Raw genomic sequence first — 12,362 nt, forward strand, 5'->3', positions numbered from 1 at the left:
GTGAATATGTGCGCTGACCTGTGGAGCTTTGCCCTCTCGACTTACGCCCGCCCGGGCGTCGAGGCCGCGTGCCTGCGTTTGCAGGAACAAGGCGCGGATGTGTGCCTGTTGCTCTGCGGGGCGTGGCTGGAACGGCGCGGCGTGGCGCTGACGCTTGAACGCACGCAGGCGCTGAGGCAAATCGCCGAGCCGTGGCAATCGCAAGTCGTTGAACCGTTGCGACAGGTGCGTAGGCAATGGCGGGCCGTGGCGCAGCAGGATCAGCCCTTGGCGGCGTTACGGGAGCGGGTCAAGGCCCTGGAGCTGGAGGCGGAACGCGAGTTGCTGACACGCCTGGCAACGCTGGCAACAGCATGGCCGACAGGCGAAGTGATGGGTCAACGATGGCTGGAAGGACTGGCGGCCGAGGGAGCCGCCAACCTTGACCACGACGCGCTGCAGCAGATGCGCGTCGCAGTCACCGGCGCTTAGGAAGCGCTGGTTGGGGTGTTGCTTGGCGCGACCGGTGCAGGGGCGCTGCTGGCCGATGCGGTTGGAGCGACGGACGCTGCCGGGGTAGCAGCCGATGCTGCCGGAGTGGCTGGCTTGGCCGGTGCCGGTTTTGCAGCAGCCGGTTTAGCGACTGGCTTAGCGACTGGTTTTGCAGCAGCGGCTTTGGCAACTGGCTTAGCGACTGGTTTTGCAGCAGCGGCTTTAGCAACCGGCTTGGCGGCTGGTTTTGCAGCAGCGACTTTAGCAACTGGCTTGGCGGCTGGTTTTGCAGCAGCGGCTTTGGCAACTGGCTTGGCGGCTGGTTTTGCAGCAGCGGCTTTGGCAACTGGCTTGGCGGCTGGTTTTGCAGCAGCGGCTTTAGCAACCGGCTTGGCGGCTGGTTTTGCAGCAGCGGCTTTAGCAACTGGCTTGGCGGCTGGTTTCGCAGCAGCGGCTTTGGCAACTGGCTTGGCGGCTGGTTTTGCGGCAGCAGCTTTAGCAACTGGCTTGGCGGCTGGTTTTGCGGCAGCGGCTTTAGCAACCGGCTTGGCAGCTGGTTTTGCAGCAGCAGCTTTAGCAACTGGCTTGGCGGCTGGTTTCGCAGCAGCAGTTTTGGCAGCTGGTTTGGCAGCGGCCTTAGCCGGCGTCTTCGCTGCAACGGCTTTTACCGGCGCACGAGCGCCCAGCACTTTCGATACAGCTTCCTTCACACGACCAACGCCCTGGGCCAGTTTCAGGCTTTCTTGAGCATCTTTTTTGAGTTGGGAAATGTAGGTGCGGGTTTCGGCCTGGCGATCCTTGAGGGCGTCCAGCAGGTCCTCAAGTTCTTTGACTGCGTCTTTGGCTTTGGCTTGAGCCTTGGCCTTGCCGGCAGTGGCGGCGTCTTGCAGTTTGATGCGGGACTTGTGCAGTTTTTCTTGCGCTTTACCGCGTTGTTTTTCCAACTTGGCGAGCAGTTTTTCTGCATCAGCCAAGGCTTGGGAACACGCGCTTTCCAAATGTTCGAGCAGGCTGCCCGAGAGTTGTTGGAGTAAGTGCAACGGGGTATTTACAGGCTTCTGTTTGGCCGACATGGTTTACCTCCTGGCTGACGTGGGTGCGGCTCATACTAGCCCTCTGCTCTTACCGCCGCTAGCGCATGTTGACAGTATCGTTTGCCTTGCGTTGCACCGTGCGAAAAATCTTATCGATATAACGAAAAACCACGCCACTTTTTACCCACTCACACTGGCATAATCCGTCGCACTTTCGGCTGGAGAAGACCCATGTCGCGTTACCTTTTTCTTGCGCTTGGTTTGGCGATTTCCGTGGCCAATGCAAGCGAGCCTTCGCCGTCCAAAACCACTGCGCCAGACGCGCACGACCTCGCGTACAGCCTGGGCGCCAGCCTCGGTGAGCGGCTGCGACAGGAAGTCCCCGACTTGCAGCTCCAAGCCTTGATCGATGGCCTCAAGCAAGCCTATCAAGGTAAACCGCTGGCGCTGGATAACGCGCGCATCGAACAGATCCTGGCGCAGCATGAAGCGCAGGACGAAGCCGATACTCAAGTGCCGCAAAGTGAAAAAGCCCTGACGGCCGAACAGCAGTTTTTGACCCAGGAAAAAGCCGCGAGCGGCGTGCGCGAATTGGCCGATGGCGTTCTGCTCACGGAGTTGACGCCCGGGACCGGCAATAAACCGTTGGCCAATGATGAGGTTCAGGTGAAATACGTGGGGCGATTGCCCGATGGGACGGTGTTCGATCAAAGCACCCAGGCGCAATGGTTTCGCCTAGACAGTGTGATCAGCGGCTGGAGCAGCGCGCTGCAACAGATGCCGGTGGGCGCGAAATGGCGCCTGGTGATTCCGTCAGCACAGGCCTATGGCGCCGACGGTGCCGGTGCGTTGATCCCGCCTTACACACCCCTGGTATTCGAGATCGAATTGCTCGGCACCCGGCATTGACCCAATAAAAAACGGTGCGTCATGCGCACCGTTTTTTTATCTCACACCAAGGGTCAGGCCTGAGCGACAGCCACATCCCGGTGAGCATTGTGCAGCACTTCGATCAGGCAATCCTCAAGCTCGAAACGCTCATGGAGCAGGCCACCCAGCTCTTTGAATTTTTCCGCAACACACTTGCCGGCATCACACAGGTCATTGAACGCCAGCAGCTTCTCGGTGATCACATCAATGCGTGGGTAGAGGGTATCGGCCAATTCAAGACCGCGCTGATCGTCGAAGGCTTCAGCCTCCTTGGTCAGTTGCTCGTAGATGCCGAAATGACCGGCAGACACGTAGTCCACCAACACACCGCAAAATGCCTGCAACGGCTTGCGATTCTTCGTCAATGCTTCGGGCTTCGCGCCGAGAGCATCAAACGCCCGAACCAGTTCGTGGCGTGCCTTCAGCCAGCTATCGATCAGCTTGTGCACCCCACCCCAGCGTTCCTGAGCATTCTGACAACTTTCCAGCATGATGATCTCTCTTCCCTATAGGGGGCGCTGCCGCTGTGTGCCCGCGCAATACTTCAAAGATAAAGCGGCAGCCGGACAAAGCCGTATCTGACAACGGTTTCAATAACGCATGCGGGCCAGATTATGCCCGCATGACTATGGCTTCAAGGTACGCAGGAGAGAAAGTTCATACAAGTGTTTAATCCCGTCCTACAACCTGCGACCGGTTTTCAGCGTCTCGACAGGCGCAACGGTTGGCTGAATATCAGCCGTGAAAATTGCATGAAGCCCAGGATCAGCATCGCCACGAAAAACAACAGACTCCACTCCGGAAGGCTCAAATCGAACAGGGTCCAAGTGATTTCCACGCAGTCGACGGTGCCGTTGAAGATCGAGCGCAGCGCCTGCGAAAAAGACAGGTTTTCGAGCATGTACTGCAAGCTGGGCCAACAATCGCTGGCCTGATCCGCCGTGGTGTTCTGCAATAACACCTGGCGCACGGCGGTAATTGCGCCAAGCGCGGCACAGCCTGTGCTCGCCAGCCCATACCCATAGACGCCGTAGCGTTTGGGGTTATGCACAGCCGCAACCAGGTTGATCAACGTAAAGGTGGCGAGGAATAGCCGTTGTACCTGGCACAGAAAGCAGGGCCGCAGCAGCGCGCCATATTCCAGGTAGAAAGACGCACCCAACGTCAGCGCACCGGCCATGAACGCCAGGAAAAACAAGGAGCGTGAGGGGGCCAAAGACATTGTTTATCCGTACCGCGAGAGATAGGCCGTTACGGTAGAGGAAAGGCCTGACCCCTTTCAATACGCGTTAGAGCAGACGATTCCGCGAAAACGTAGGGACATCCCGCCAGAACTTGGAGGACATAACCTGACGCAACGTAGGAATGTATTACACACCCAGTTAAACCGAGTCTTTACACAGAACCAAAAGGTTGGCTGTCGGACGCATCCGAGCCAACCCTCGCATCACTTCCTACTTCAACCCTGCGCCGGCACGGGTAACGGTGAGGCGAGCAAACGGTTGTCCAGCAGGCCCAAGCCTTCCTGGAACAACTGGTTGCTGCGCTCGGTGTCACCCAACTGGGCCAGCAGGCGTGCCAGTTCGGCACACGCCTCGGGGTTGCGCTGCACCTGCAGGCTGCTTTCCAGGTAGTCCCGCGCCTTGCCCCACAGACTGTTTTGCAGACACAGGCGACCCAGGGTCAACAGCAAGCTGGCATCACCGGGATGATCCTTGAGCCAGCCCTCGGCAAACTTCAACTGGCGGGCCGGGTCACTGCCGCGCAACAGGCCATACAGGCGGATCAGATGGCTGTCATAGGCCCGCTTGATCGCGCCACGCAACACTTCCTCGGCCTTGGCATCAGCGCCCAACTGGCGCAGTTGCTCGGCGTAGGCCACCACCAATTGCGGCTCCTGGCGTTGGGCGGACGTCAGTTGTTGCCAGGCGCGCTCAAGCGCCTGCAAACCCGCTTCGCCCTGCTCTTCACGCTGGACGGCCAGGCTCAGGTTTTCCCCCCAGGCACGACGCTCCAGCTCGGCCAATTCGCCGGCCGGCAACACTTTGTCCTTACGCAGCTCAGGCAACAGACGAATCACTGACGACCAATCGCCCCGCTGCTGATGCAAGCGTTGCAACTGGCGCAGCACTTGGGCGTTATGGGGATGCCGCTCGTGCATGGCCTGCAAGGTGATCAGCGCGCCGTCGGTATCGCCACGGTCCATCTGCAATTGCGCATGGCTCAAGGCAACCGCCAGTTCGGCCTGGGGCTGACGCTCGAGGGCACGCTCGAGCAAACCGTCGCACGCTTCATATCGCCCTTGCTCATTCGCCGCCCGGGCCGCGCCAAGGTAATACAGCAACGGCTGGCGTTCGGCTTCGGCGGCACGATGCAGGTGGCGTTCGGCACTGGCCCAGCGGCCTTCGGCGAGGTCCATCTGGCCCTGTTCGATCGCGATCTGCACGCGACGGCTGCGGTTACGCCGCGACCACGGGTTGACCACGCCGCCCGAGGTGCTCAGCAGGCTCAACAGGACACGAATCAGGTAGATCGCCAGGCCGATGACAAACACCGCCACCAGGGTGGCCCACAGACTCGACTCGTAATGCAGCAGATGGGGATAGGTAATCAGCACGTAGCCGGTGTGTTTCGAAATGCCCACAGCCAGCGCCAGGGCGATCGCAATCGCCAGCACCAGGATCACATAGAAACGCTTCATCGGCTCTACTCCTGGCTCGCCGGCGTGCCAGCCGAAGCCTTGGCTTCGTCGGCAGGCGAGTGACGACGTTCAAGGTATGCCTGCACGGCGGCCAGGCTGGCAGCCAGGTCCGGGGTCACGACCGAGACAGCCTTGGGCTCAAGCTCGGCGATACGCGCCAGCATCGCTTTGCTCTGTGGGTTGTCCTGGTTGAAGTTGTCCTGCAACACGCTGCGCGCCTCACCCAGCGAACGGCTGTACACCGCCGACTCACCATTGAGCGCAGCCCACTGCGCTTGCTCGAGGGCCAGGCTCAGGGCCAGGCGCACCTGGTTCAGGCCTTGGCCGGCGAGCAGCGGGCGAATGTTGTCATCCGGGTTGAAGTCGATACGGAAGTAACGCGAGAGCTGCTCCCACCATTGGCTCAAGCGGTTTTCCGTATCGGTCGTCGGACGCCCTTGGGGCGCCGGTTCCTGAAGCTGGTACTCCGGCGCGATCGCCGCCAGTTGCACGACTTGATCACGCAAGGCCGCAAGTTGCAGGTATAGCCCGGTACGGTCCGGTTGTTCGGTACTGCGCAACGCGGCAAGGCTCTTGGCCAATTGCTCGCGCGCGGCGTAGGAACCCGGATCGCTCTGCTCGCGAAGAATCTCGTCGGCGCCCTGGACCAGCGACTGCGCGCTGTTGATATCCTGCAGGGCAGACAAGCGCAAACTCGCTAGACGAATCAAGTGTTCGGCTTCAGCCAGGCGCCAGTCCTTGCGGCTGGCTCCCAGTACGGTTTCCAGGCGCTGGCCCAGACGCTGCTGATCGCCCTGCAACTGCGCCACCAGGCGGCGGCGCTCTTCCAGCTCGTCGGCACCCGGCAGTTGCGCCAGGCGTGCCGCCAACTGTTGCTGGCTTTGCTTGAGGGTCTGGGACTGGTCGTCGAGGGTCTGTACCTGGCTCAGCTGTTGCTGGCTGCTGGCTTGCAGGGCGCGGACCTGCCAGATCCCCCAGCCGCCGGCGGCAACGCCTGCGGCGCCCAGCAGCAAGGCGACGATTGCCAGGCCATTGCCACGGCGCGGCGCGGTGTCCGGTGTCTGGCCCGGCGCATCGAGCGCGGGCTGAGCTTCATCTTTAGGCAAGGCTGTTTCGCTCACGTATCCATCCTTTGCGTATCAGAGAGTGGGAACGGAATGGCTCCGTAACGCCACTAACAAAGCCGCGGCACTCGCGCCGCGACAATCCACAACTTTTTCTGCGCCAGCGGCCCGCGCCATCTCATAGACTCGCGGGCTGGGCACGAACAGCGGCAGCCGCACCACCTGTGGCCAATCCGGGCCGGCCAGGGCTTGCAGGTGTAATAAACCCTGCCCACTGCTGACCACCAGGCCGTTCAAGCGTTCCAACTGGATGCGCTGCATCAGTACCCCCGGGTCGTAGGCCGGAAGGAAACGGCGATACAACTCCAGATAGTCGACACTAGCACCTTGCTCGCGCAAGCGCTCCGCCAGCAGCTCTCGCCCGCCCTCGCCGCGCAGGATCAACACCCGTGCATCGGCAGGTGCAATAGCCTCGCGCAAGGCGGGCAAGGCAAGCAAGGCCTCGCTGTCGTCGCCGCTGGGGGGATAATGAACGTCCAGGCCCTGATCGGCGAGGACCTGCGCGGTGGCGGCCCCCACGCTGAACCACGGCAACTGCGGCCAGCATCGATCCAAGCATTGCACGCCAAGGCGCGCCGCCGGTTTGCTCACCACAATGACCGCGCAATAGCGGCCCAGGTCAGCAAACACCGCCTGCTGCGCAGGCGTGACCGGCAAGGCTTCGATCTCCAGCAACGGCAGGCTGCTGCTGAAAATCCCGACCTCGGACAACGATGCCGCCAACAGCGCAGACTCCTCGGCAGGCCGCGTCAGCAGCACACGCCAATCGGTCACTGCGGGCCGGCCTCGCCGTAGACTTTTTGCAGAATGACACCGGCGCCCTTGTCCAGCAGCGCTTCGGCGACCTGAATACCCAGCGCCGTCGCATCACGCTGCGGCCCGCGCACTTGCGCGGTGATCAAGTTACCGCCGTCAGGGTCACCCACCAGGCCACGCAGCCACAGGTTTTCGCCTTCAAGCACGGCGTAGCAGGCGATCGGCACCTGGCAGCCACCGTTGAGGTGTTTGTTCAGGGCGCGTTCGGCGGTGACACGGACGTCGGTGTCGTGGTGATCGAGCGGCTTGAGCAAGGCGTGGATTTCACTGTCGGCGGTGCGGCATTCGATGCCCACTGCGCCCTGCCCGCCGGCGGGCAAGCTGTCTTCGACGCTGATGACCGAGGTGATGCGGTCTTCGAAGCCGAGCCGGATCAAACCGGCCGCCGCGAGAATGATCGCGTCGTATTCACCGGCATCCAGCTTGGCCAGGCGGGTATTGACGTTGCCGCGCAGGAAGCGGATCTGCAAATCCGGGCGACGCGTCAGCAACTGGGCCTGACGCCGCAGGCTGGAAGTGCCGACAATACTGCCCAACGGCAGCTCATCCAGGGACGCGTAGGTATTGGACACGAAGGCGTCGCGCGGGTCTTCACGCTCGCAGATGCAAAACAGGCCCAGGCCTTCGGGGAAGTCCATGGGCACGTCTTTCATCGAATGCACGGCGATGTCGGCTTCGTTTTCCAGCAGCGCGGTTTCCAGTTCCTTGACGAACAAACCCTTGCCGCCGATCTTCGACAGCGGCGAGTCCAGCAGCTTGTCGCCGCGACTGACCATGGGCACCAGGGACACCTGGAGACCAGGGTGGGCCTGCTCGAGGCGTGCTTTGACGTATTCGGCCTGCCACAAGGCCAGGGCACTTTTACGGGTGGCGATGCGGATTTCGCGAGAGGACATGGATCAATCCGTACTGAATAGATACGGCAGATAATAACAGCTCAGGAAAATTCGCTTTGATTTGAATCAGCAAGTGCGGGGGCCTCCCTGGCCGCAGCGCACCGCGATCACCGCTACAGCCCTTGGGCTAAAGCTGCTGCATCATCTTGCGCACGCCGGCAACATGGCGCCGGCTGACGATCAAGGCATCGCCGTTAAGCCCTTTCAGGAATAACTGAAAGTGCCCCAAGGGCGTGCGCTGCAGGCGTTCGATGCGCTCACGAGCCACCAGCGCGTTGCGGTGGATGCGCACGAAACGGTCGCCGAATTCATCCTCAAGGGCCTTGAGCGGCTCATCGAGCAGCACTTCGCCAGCCTCGTGACGCAGGGTCACGTACTTGTGATCGGCGATGAAATAGACCACCTGGCTCAGGGGGATCAGCTCGATACCTTTACGGGTGCGCGCACTGATATGGCTGCGCGGCCCGTTACCGCTCTGGGCGGCGGGCTGGGTCAGGGCGGCAAGCTGGATGCGATTGGGGCGCTCGGCCTTTTTCAATGCCTTGAGCAACGCCTCGGCAGTCACTGGCTTGACCAGGAAGCTGACACCGCTGGCTTCCAGGGTTTCGGCCGGGAACTCTTCCTCGGCGGCACACAACACCACGGCCGGTGGCGATTCGCGCTCACTCAGGCGGGCGGCGACTTGCAGGCCATCCAGGCCCGGCATGCGGATATCGAGCAGCACCACATCCGGCTTGAGGCTGTCGATCAACGTCAACGCCTCCTCGCCCGTGGCGGCGCTCGGTTCAAGGACTGTATAACCCTCGAGTTCACTGACGAGACGGCTCAGTCGCTCGCGGGCTTGGGGTTCGTCATCAACGATCAGGACATTCATATTGCGCTGGATTCCTGCGTGAGTCTCGCACAAGGATAGCGTAGACAGGTGCGGTGACTTGCGTCACAGCGATCCACGCTAAGACTAGCGCGAGCGGCAAAAAGTGCCCCGAGAGCGACACTCATATTTATCCGGACCTGTTCAATAGCGCCCAAAACCTGCCGCCCTTGGGCATCGTCGTAGGGTTTGCTGATCACAATCCGAATACCCCCCTTGTTTAATGGTAGTCAGGGTTATGACCGCATCACCTGACTTTGGTGCATTCACACACTATCAGTCCAACTGTAGACGCTCGCCGAGACGACACTGCTCATTCGTCAAATATCGTTTCAATAAGCACCTTTGCCCAGTCTCTTCCCGGACGCGGTCGGCGGCAAGGCACTTAGCCATCCTTTACACAAATAAAAATGCCGACCACCCGCAGCACCGCCTCCACGGGCAACCCTGTTATTATCGGCGTCACACCTCCACGCCTCTTTTAAGCAGATCACGAGCGAATCCATGAGCACCGACAAGACCAACCAGTCCTGGGGCGGCCGCTTCAGTGAACCCGTCGACGCCTTCGTCGCCCGCTTCACCGCCTCCGTCACCTTCGACCAGCGCCTGTACCGCCACGACATCATGGGCTCGATCGCCCACGCCACGATGCTGGCCAAGGTCGGCGTGCTGACCGACGCCGAGCGCGACAGCATCATCGACGGCCTGACCACCATCCGTGGTGAGATCGAAGCCGGTACGTTCGACTGGCGCGTCGATCTGGAAGACGTGCACATGAACATCGAGGCGCGCCTCACCGATCGCATCGGTGTGACCGGCAAGAAACTGCACACCGGACGCAGCCGTAACGACCAGGTGGCCACCGATATCCGCCTGTGGTTGCGTGATGAAATCGACCTGATCCTGGCCGAAATCACCCGCCTGCAAAAAGGTTTGCTGGAACAGGCCGAGCGTGAATCGGACACCATCATGCCCGGCTTCACCCACCTGCAGACCGCACAGCCCGTGACCTTCGGCCACCACCTGCTGGCCTGGTTCGAAATGCTCAGCCGCGATTACGAGCGCCTGGTGGATTGCCGCAAGCGCGCCAACCGCATGCCGCTGGGCAGCGCCGCACTGGCCGGCACCACGTACCCGATCGACCGCGAGTACACCGCACAACTGCTGGGTTTTGACGCCGTGGGCGGCAACTCTCTGGACGGCGTGTCGGACCGCGACTTCGCTATCGAATTCTGCGCCGCCGCGAGTATCGCGATGATGCACCTGTCGCGTTTCTCCGAAGAACTGGTGCTGTGGACCAGCGCGCAATTCCAGTTCATCGACCTGCCCGACCGCTTCTGCACCGGCAGCTCGATCATGCCGCAAAAGAAAAACCCCGACGTGCCCGAGCTGGTACGTGGCAAGAGCGGCCGTGTATTCGGCGCGCTGATGGGCCTGTTGACCCTGATGAAAGGCCAACCCCTGGCCTACAACAAGGACAACCAGGAAGACAAGGAACCGCTGTTCGACGCTGCCGATACCCTGCGCGATTCGCTGCGTGCCTTTGCCGACATGATCCCCGCGATCAAGCCCAAGCACGCGATCATGCGGGAAGCGGCGCTGCGCGGGTTCTCCACTGCGACCGACCTGGCGGACTACCTGGTACGCCGTGGCCTGCCGTTCCGTGACTGCCACGAAATCGTCGGCCATGCCGTGAAATACGGCGTGGAAAGCGGCAAGGACCTGGCGGAAATGAGCCTGGAAGAACTGCGCAAATTCAGCGACCAGATCGAGCAGGACGTGTTTGCCGTGCTGACCCTGGAAGGCTCGGTGAATGCCCGCGACCACATCGGCGGCACTGCGCCGGCGCAGGTCAAGGCAGCCGTCGTGCGCGGCCAGGCCCTGCTCGCCAGCCGCTAAACGCATCAATGTGGGAGGAGCAAGCCCCCTCCCACATTGCTTACTTCTTCGCCGCAATCATCGCCATGAACGCCGGCATCGCCGCTTCCCTGTCCGCCGCCACCTTCAAGGCGTTAGGCATGGCGTGCAAGCGCTCCAGCAACGCCTTGGCCGCCGGCAATTCTGCCAGCAAATCCAGGCCAAACAGTTTCTCGCCCACGCCGCAGGCGAGGTTCAGGCTGTACATGAAATACAGATCGGCAATCGTAAAGCTCTCCCCCGCGACATAGGGCGCGAACTTGCCGTGCCGAGCTAAAGACCCCACCCCCAGCAGCAACTCGGCCCGGGCTTTGTCCTTGATCGCCTCCGGCACCGGCATGCCGAAAAACGCTTCGGCGAAACAGGCGCGTGCGGGTAGCTCGATGTACAGCTCGATTTCCCTGCACAATGCCAGCACCTGGGCGCGCTGAAACGGCTCCGCCGGCAACAGTGCAGGGCCTTCCTGGGTTTGCTCGATGTATTCGAGGATCACACTGGTTTCGTTGATAAAGCCCTGTTTGACACCCAGCACCGGCACCTTGCCCCGCGGGCTGATCGTCAGGGCTGCAGGCGTTTGCCCGGCAAAAAAAGGCACCTCTTCGAACGTCAGACCTTTCTCCAGGAGCGCCAGCTTGACCATGTTGTAGTAGTTACTGACCGAAAATCCGTACAGTTTGAGCATCGCAAAGCCTCCAGGCCGTGTGCGGGGTTGGCTGCATGAGTTATAGATCCGCCCGACCAACCTGGCTAGCAGCATCACCTGCCTGAATGGAGGTAGACTGGCGCCCTTTCCTTAAGGAGCCTGCCATGAGCGAGCCGACCGATATCGACAACGACGAAGAAGAGTTCACCGAAAGCACGCTGACCCAGGCCATCGAAAACCAGATCGAAAGCGACAATCCGCCTGCCGCCAAGGCCACGTTCAACAAGCTGACGCTGGTGGGTTACGAGCGCGAAGAGATTTTGAATCTGATGGCCCATGTGCTGGCCGTGGAAATCGACAAGATGCTCGACGAAGACCGCGCCTTCAATACCGACTGGTATGAAACAGCCTTGCGCGCGCTGCCCGAACTGCCGCCTGAAAACGCCTGAACCGGCCGCCTGCGTGGCCGGGAAGCCTGCTTCCTCGCCACAACACTGCGCCATATCAACACCCGCGAGTTTCCCACTGGACAGCCCGCCAAAGTACGTTCACCTTAGGGCCTGCTAGCCTCTAACAAATTCTTAGAAAGTCTGGAGTCCCTATGTCGTATACCCCTGAGTTGGTTGCCGAACTGGAAATCCTTGCACTCTTCAACCTGGGCAGCTCCCAGGAAGGTCTGAAAGTCCATCAGACTGCCGCACCGACCGCTATCGCCGCCGCCAAACGCCTGTTCGAGAAAAAACTGATCGACCAACCGGACGGAGGTTACCTGACCAGCCTTGGCCGGGACGCCGCAGAACAAGCCCAATCCCTGCTGACCATCCTGACCACCACCACGACCAAAGAAGCTGCCTGATTCCGGATACTGCCCATGGGGTCCGCCTGCCGCGGATTCCTAGGGCGTTGCCGTGGGCTGGATAAAATTCTGACGCCAAAAAGCGCTTCCCCTCTAAACCTCC

At 61.1% G+C, this 12,362-nt stretch carries 14 protein-coding genes; 5 read left to right on the forward strand and 9 right to left on the reverse strand.

The annotated features are described in order from the left end of the window. The first annotated feature begins 6 nt into the window (after positions 1 to 6). The gene (locus tag J2Y83_RS27830; RefSeq protein WP_253400084.1) at positions 7 to 471 is read left to right on the forward strand and encodes a TIGR02444 family protein; all 465 of its coding nucleotides are present in this window, start codon (positions 7 to 9) and stop codon (positions 469 to 471) included. On the opposite strand, the gene J2Y83_RS27835 is transcribed toward J2Y83_RS27830, so the two are convergent. Beyond that, on the reverse strand, positions 468 to 1,544 hold the full coding sequence (locus J2Y83_RS27835) for an AlgP family protein (protein WP_253400085.1): 1,077 nt from the start codon (positions 1,542 to 1,544) through the stop codon (positions 468 to 470). The two genes, J2Y83_RS27830 and J2Y83_RS27835, sit on opposite strands and share 4 nt — an antisense overlap. Positions 1,545 to 1,736: 192 nt before the next feature. On the opposite strand from J2Y83_RS27835, the gene J2Y83_RS27840 reads away from it, so the two are divergent. Continuing rightward, complete coding sequence (locus tag J2Y83_RS27840; RefSeq protein ID WP_253400086.1) at positions 1,737 to 2,414, forward strand: FKBP-type peptidyl-prolyl cis-trans isomerase; 678 nt, start codon at positions 1,737 to 1,739, stop codon at positions 2,412 to 2,414. A gap of 53 nt (positions 2,415 to 2,467) precedes the next feature. Here the strand turns inward: J2Y83_RS27840 and rsd are convergent, their stop codons facing one another. From rsd to J2Y83_RS27875, 7 genes are all read right to left on the reverse strand, one after another. Next, positions 2,468 to 2,926, reverse strand: coding sequence for a sigma D regulator (gene rsd / locus J2Y83_RS27845; RefSeq protein WP_247406450.1), 459 nt, complete (start codon positions 2,924 to 2,926; stop codon positions 2,468 to 2,470). 209 nt (positions 2,927 to 3,135) lie between these two features. Then, a complete protein-coding gene (locus J2Y83_RS27850; RefSeq protein WP_253400087.1) occupies positions 3,136 to 3,657 on the reverse strand; it encodes a disulfide bond formation protein B in 522 nt (173 codons plus the stop codon). Positions 3,658 to 3,894: 237 nt separating this feature from the next. Next, positions 3,895 to 5,136, reverse strand: a complete 1,242-nt coding sequence (locus tag J2Y83_RS27855) for a heme biosynthesis protein HemY (protein WP_253400088.1) — start codon at positions 5,134 to 5,136, stop codon at positions 3,895 to 3,897. A 5-nt stretch (positions 5,137 to 5,141) separates the two neighbouring features. Continuing rightward, positions 5,142 to 6,257 carry a uroporphyrinogen-III C-methyltransferase gene (locus tag J2Y83_RS27860; RefSeq protein WP_253400089.1) on the reverse strand — a complete coding sequence of 372 codons (1,116 nt, stop codon included), beginning with the start codon at positions 6,255 to 6,257 and terminating at the stop codon, positions 5,142 to 5,144. An 18-nt stretch (positions 6,258 to 6,275) separates the two neighbouring features. Continuing rightward, positions 6,276 to 7,034, reverse strand: a complete 759-nt coding sequence (locus tag J2Y83_RS27865; protein ID WP_253400090.1) for a uroporphyrinogen-III synthase — start codon at positions 7,032 to 7,034, stop codon at positions 6,276 to 6,278. Next, positions 7,031 to 7,972, reverse strand: a complete 942-nt coding sequence (hemC, locus tag J2Y83_RS27870) for a hydroxymethylbilane synthase (protein WP_247401897.1) — start codon at positions 7,970 to 7,972, stop codon at positions 7,031 to 7,033. The genes J2Y83_RS27865 and hemC overlap by 4 nt, the downstream gene beginning before the upstream one ends. Before the next feature lie 127 nt (positions 7,973 to 8,099). Beyond that, positions 8,100 to 8,846, reverse strand: a complete 747-nt coding sequence (locus J2Y83_RS27875; protein ID WP_253400091.1) for a LytR/AlgR family response regulator transcription factor — start codon at positions 8,844 to 8,846, stop codon at positions 8,100 to 8,102. 501 nt (positions 8,847 to 9,347) lie between these two features. Between J2Y83_RS27875 and argH the strand changes: the two genes are divergently transcribed. Beyond that, positions 9,348 to 10,742 carry an argininosuccinate lyase gene (argH, locus tag J2Y83_RS27880; RefSeq protein ID WP_253400092.1) on the forward strand — a complete coding sequence of 465 codons (1,395 nt, stop codon included), beginning with the start codon at positions 9,348 to 9,350 and terminating at the stop codon, positions 10,740 to 10,742. Between the two features lie 40 nt (positions 10,743 to 10,782). Here the strand turns inward: argH and J2Y83_RS27885 are convergent, their stop codons facing one another. Further along, positions 10,783 to 11,442 (reverse strand): glutathione S-transferase family protein, encoded by a 660-nt coding sequence (locus J2Y83_RS27885; protein ID WP_253400093.1) that lies wholly within the window; start codon positions 11,440 to 11,442, stop codon positions 10,783 to 10,785. 125 nt (positions 11,443 to 11,567) lie between these two features. Between J2Y83_RS27885 and J2Y83_RS27890 the strand changes: the two genes are divergently transcribed. Both J2Y83_RS27890 and J2Y83_RS27895 read left to right on the forward strand, forming a co-directional pair. Further along, positions 11,568 to 11,852, forward strand: a complete 285-nt coding sequence (locus J2Y83_RS27890; protein WP_247401884.1) for a hypothetical protein — start codon at positions 11,568 to 11,570, stop codon at positions 11,850 to 11,852. Positions 11,853 to 12,004: 152 nt separating this feature from the next. Next, positions 12,005 to 12,259: a TIGR02647 family protein gene (locus J2Y83_RS27895; RefSeq protein ID WP_247401881.1), complete on the forward strand. Its 255-nt coding sequence runs from the start codon at positions 12,005 to 12,007 to the stop codon at positions 12,257 to 12,259. Positions 12,260 to 12,362 lie beyond the last annotated feature (103 nt).

The sequence above is a fragment of the Pseudomonas marginalis genome (assembly GCF_024169655.1).
In the GTDB taxonomy this organism is placed as follows: Bacteria; Pseudomonadota; Gammaproteobacteria; order Pseudomonadales; family Pseudomonadaceae; genus Aquipseudomonas; species Aquipseudomonas paraveronii.

Bases quoted from the DNA above. Each gene is read 5' to 3' on its own strand.
- J2Y83_RS27830 (WP_253400084.1), top strand. From the start codon at position 7: ATGTGCGCTGACCTGTGGAGCTTTGCCCTCTCGACTTACGCCCGCCCG.
- J2Y83_RS27835 (WP_253400085.1), bottom strand. From the start codon at position 1,544: ATGTCGGCCAAACAGAAGCCTGTAAATACCCCGTTGCACTTACTCCAA.
- J2Y83_RS27840 (WP_253400086.1), top strand. From the start codon at position 1,737: ATGTCGCGTTACCTTTTTCTTGCGCTTGGTTTGGCGATTTCCGTGGCC.
- rsd (WP_247406450.1), bottom strand. From the start codon at position 2,926: ATGCTGGAAAGTTGTCAGAATGCTCAGGAACGCTGGGGTGGGGTGCAC.
- J2Y83_RS27850 (WP_253400087.1), bottom strand. From the start codon at position 3,657: ATGTCTTTGGCCCCCTCACGCTCCTTGTTTTTCCTGGCGTTCATGGCC.
- J2Y83_RS27855 (WP_253400088.1), bottom strand. From the start codon at position 5,136: ATGAAGCGTTTCTATGTGATCCTGGTGCTGGCGATTGCGATCGCCCTG.
- hemC (WP_247401897.1), bottom strand. From the start codon at position 7,972: ATGTCCTCTCGCGAAATCCGCATCGCCACCCGTAAAAGTGCCCTGGCC.
- J2Y83_RS27875 (WP_253400091.1), bottom strand. From the start codon at position 8,846: ATGAATGTCCTGATCGTTGATGACGAACCCCAAGCCCGCGAGCGACTG.
- argH (WP_253400092.1), top strand. From the start codon at position 9,348: ATGAGCACCGACAAGACCAACCAGTCCTGGGGCGGCCGCTTCAGTGAA.
- J2Y83_RS27885 (WP_253400093.1), bottom strand. From the start codon at position 11,442: ATGCTCAAACTGTACGGATTTTCGGTCAGTAACTACTACAACATGGTC.
- J2Y83_RS27890 (WP_247401884.1), top strand. From the start codon at position 11,568: ATGAGCGAGCCGACCGATATCGACAACGACGAAGAAGAGTTCACCGAA.
- J2Y83_RS27895 (WP_247401881.1), top strand. From the start codon at position 12,005: ATGTCGTATACCCCTGAGTTGGTTGCCGAACTGGAAATCCTTGCACTC.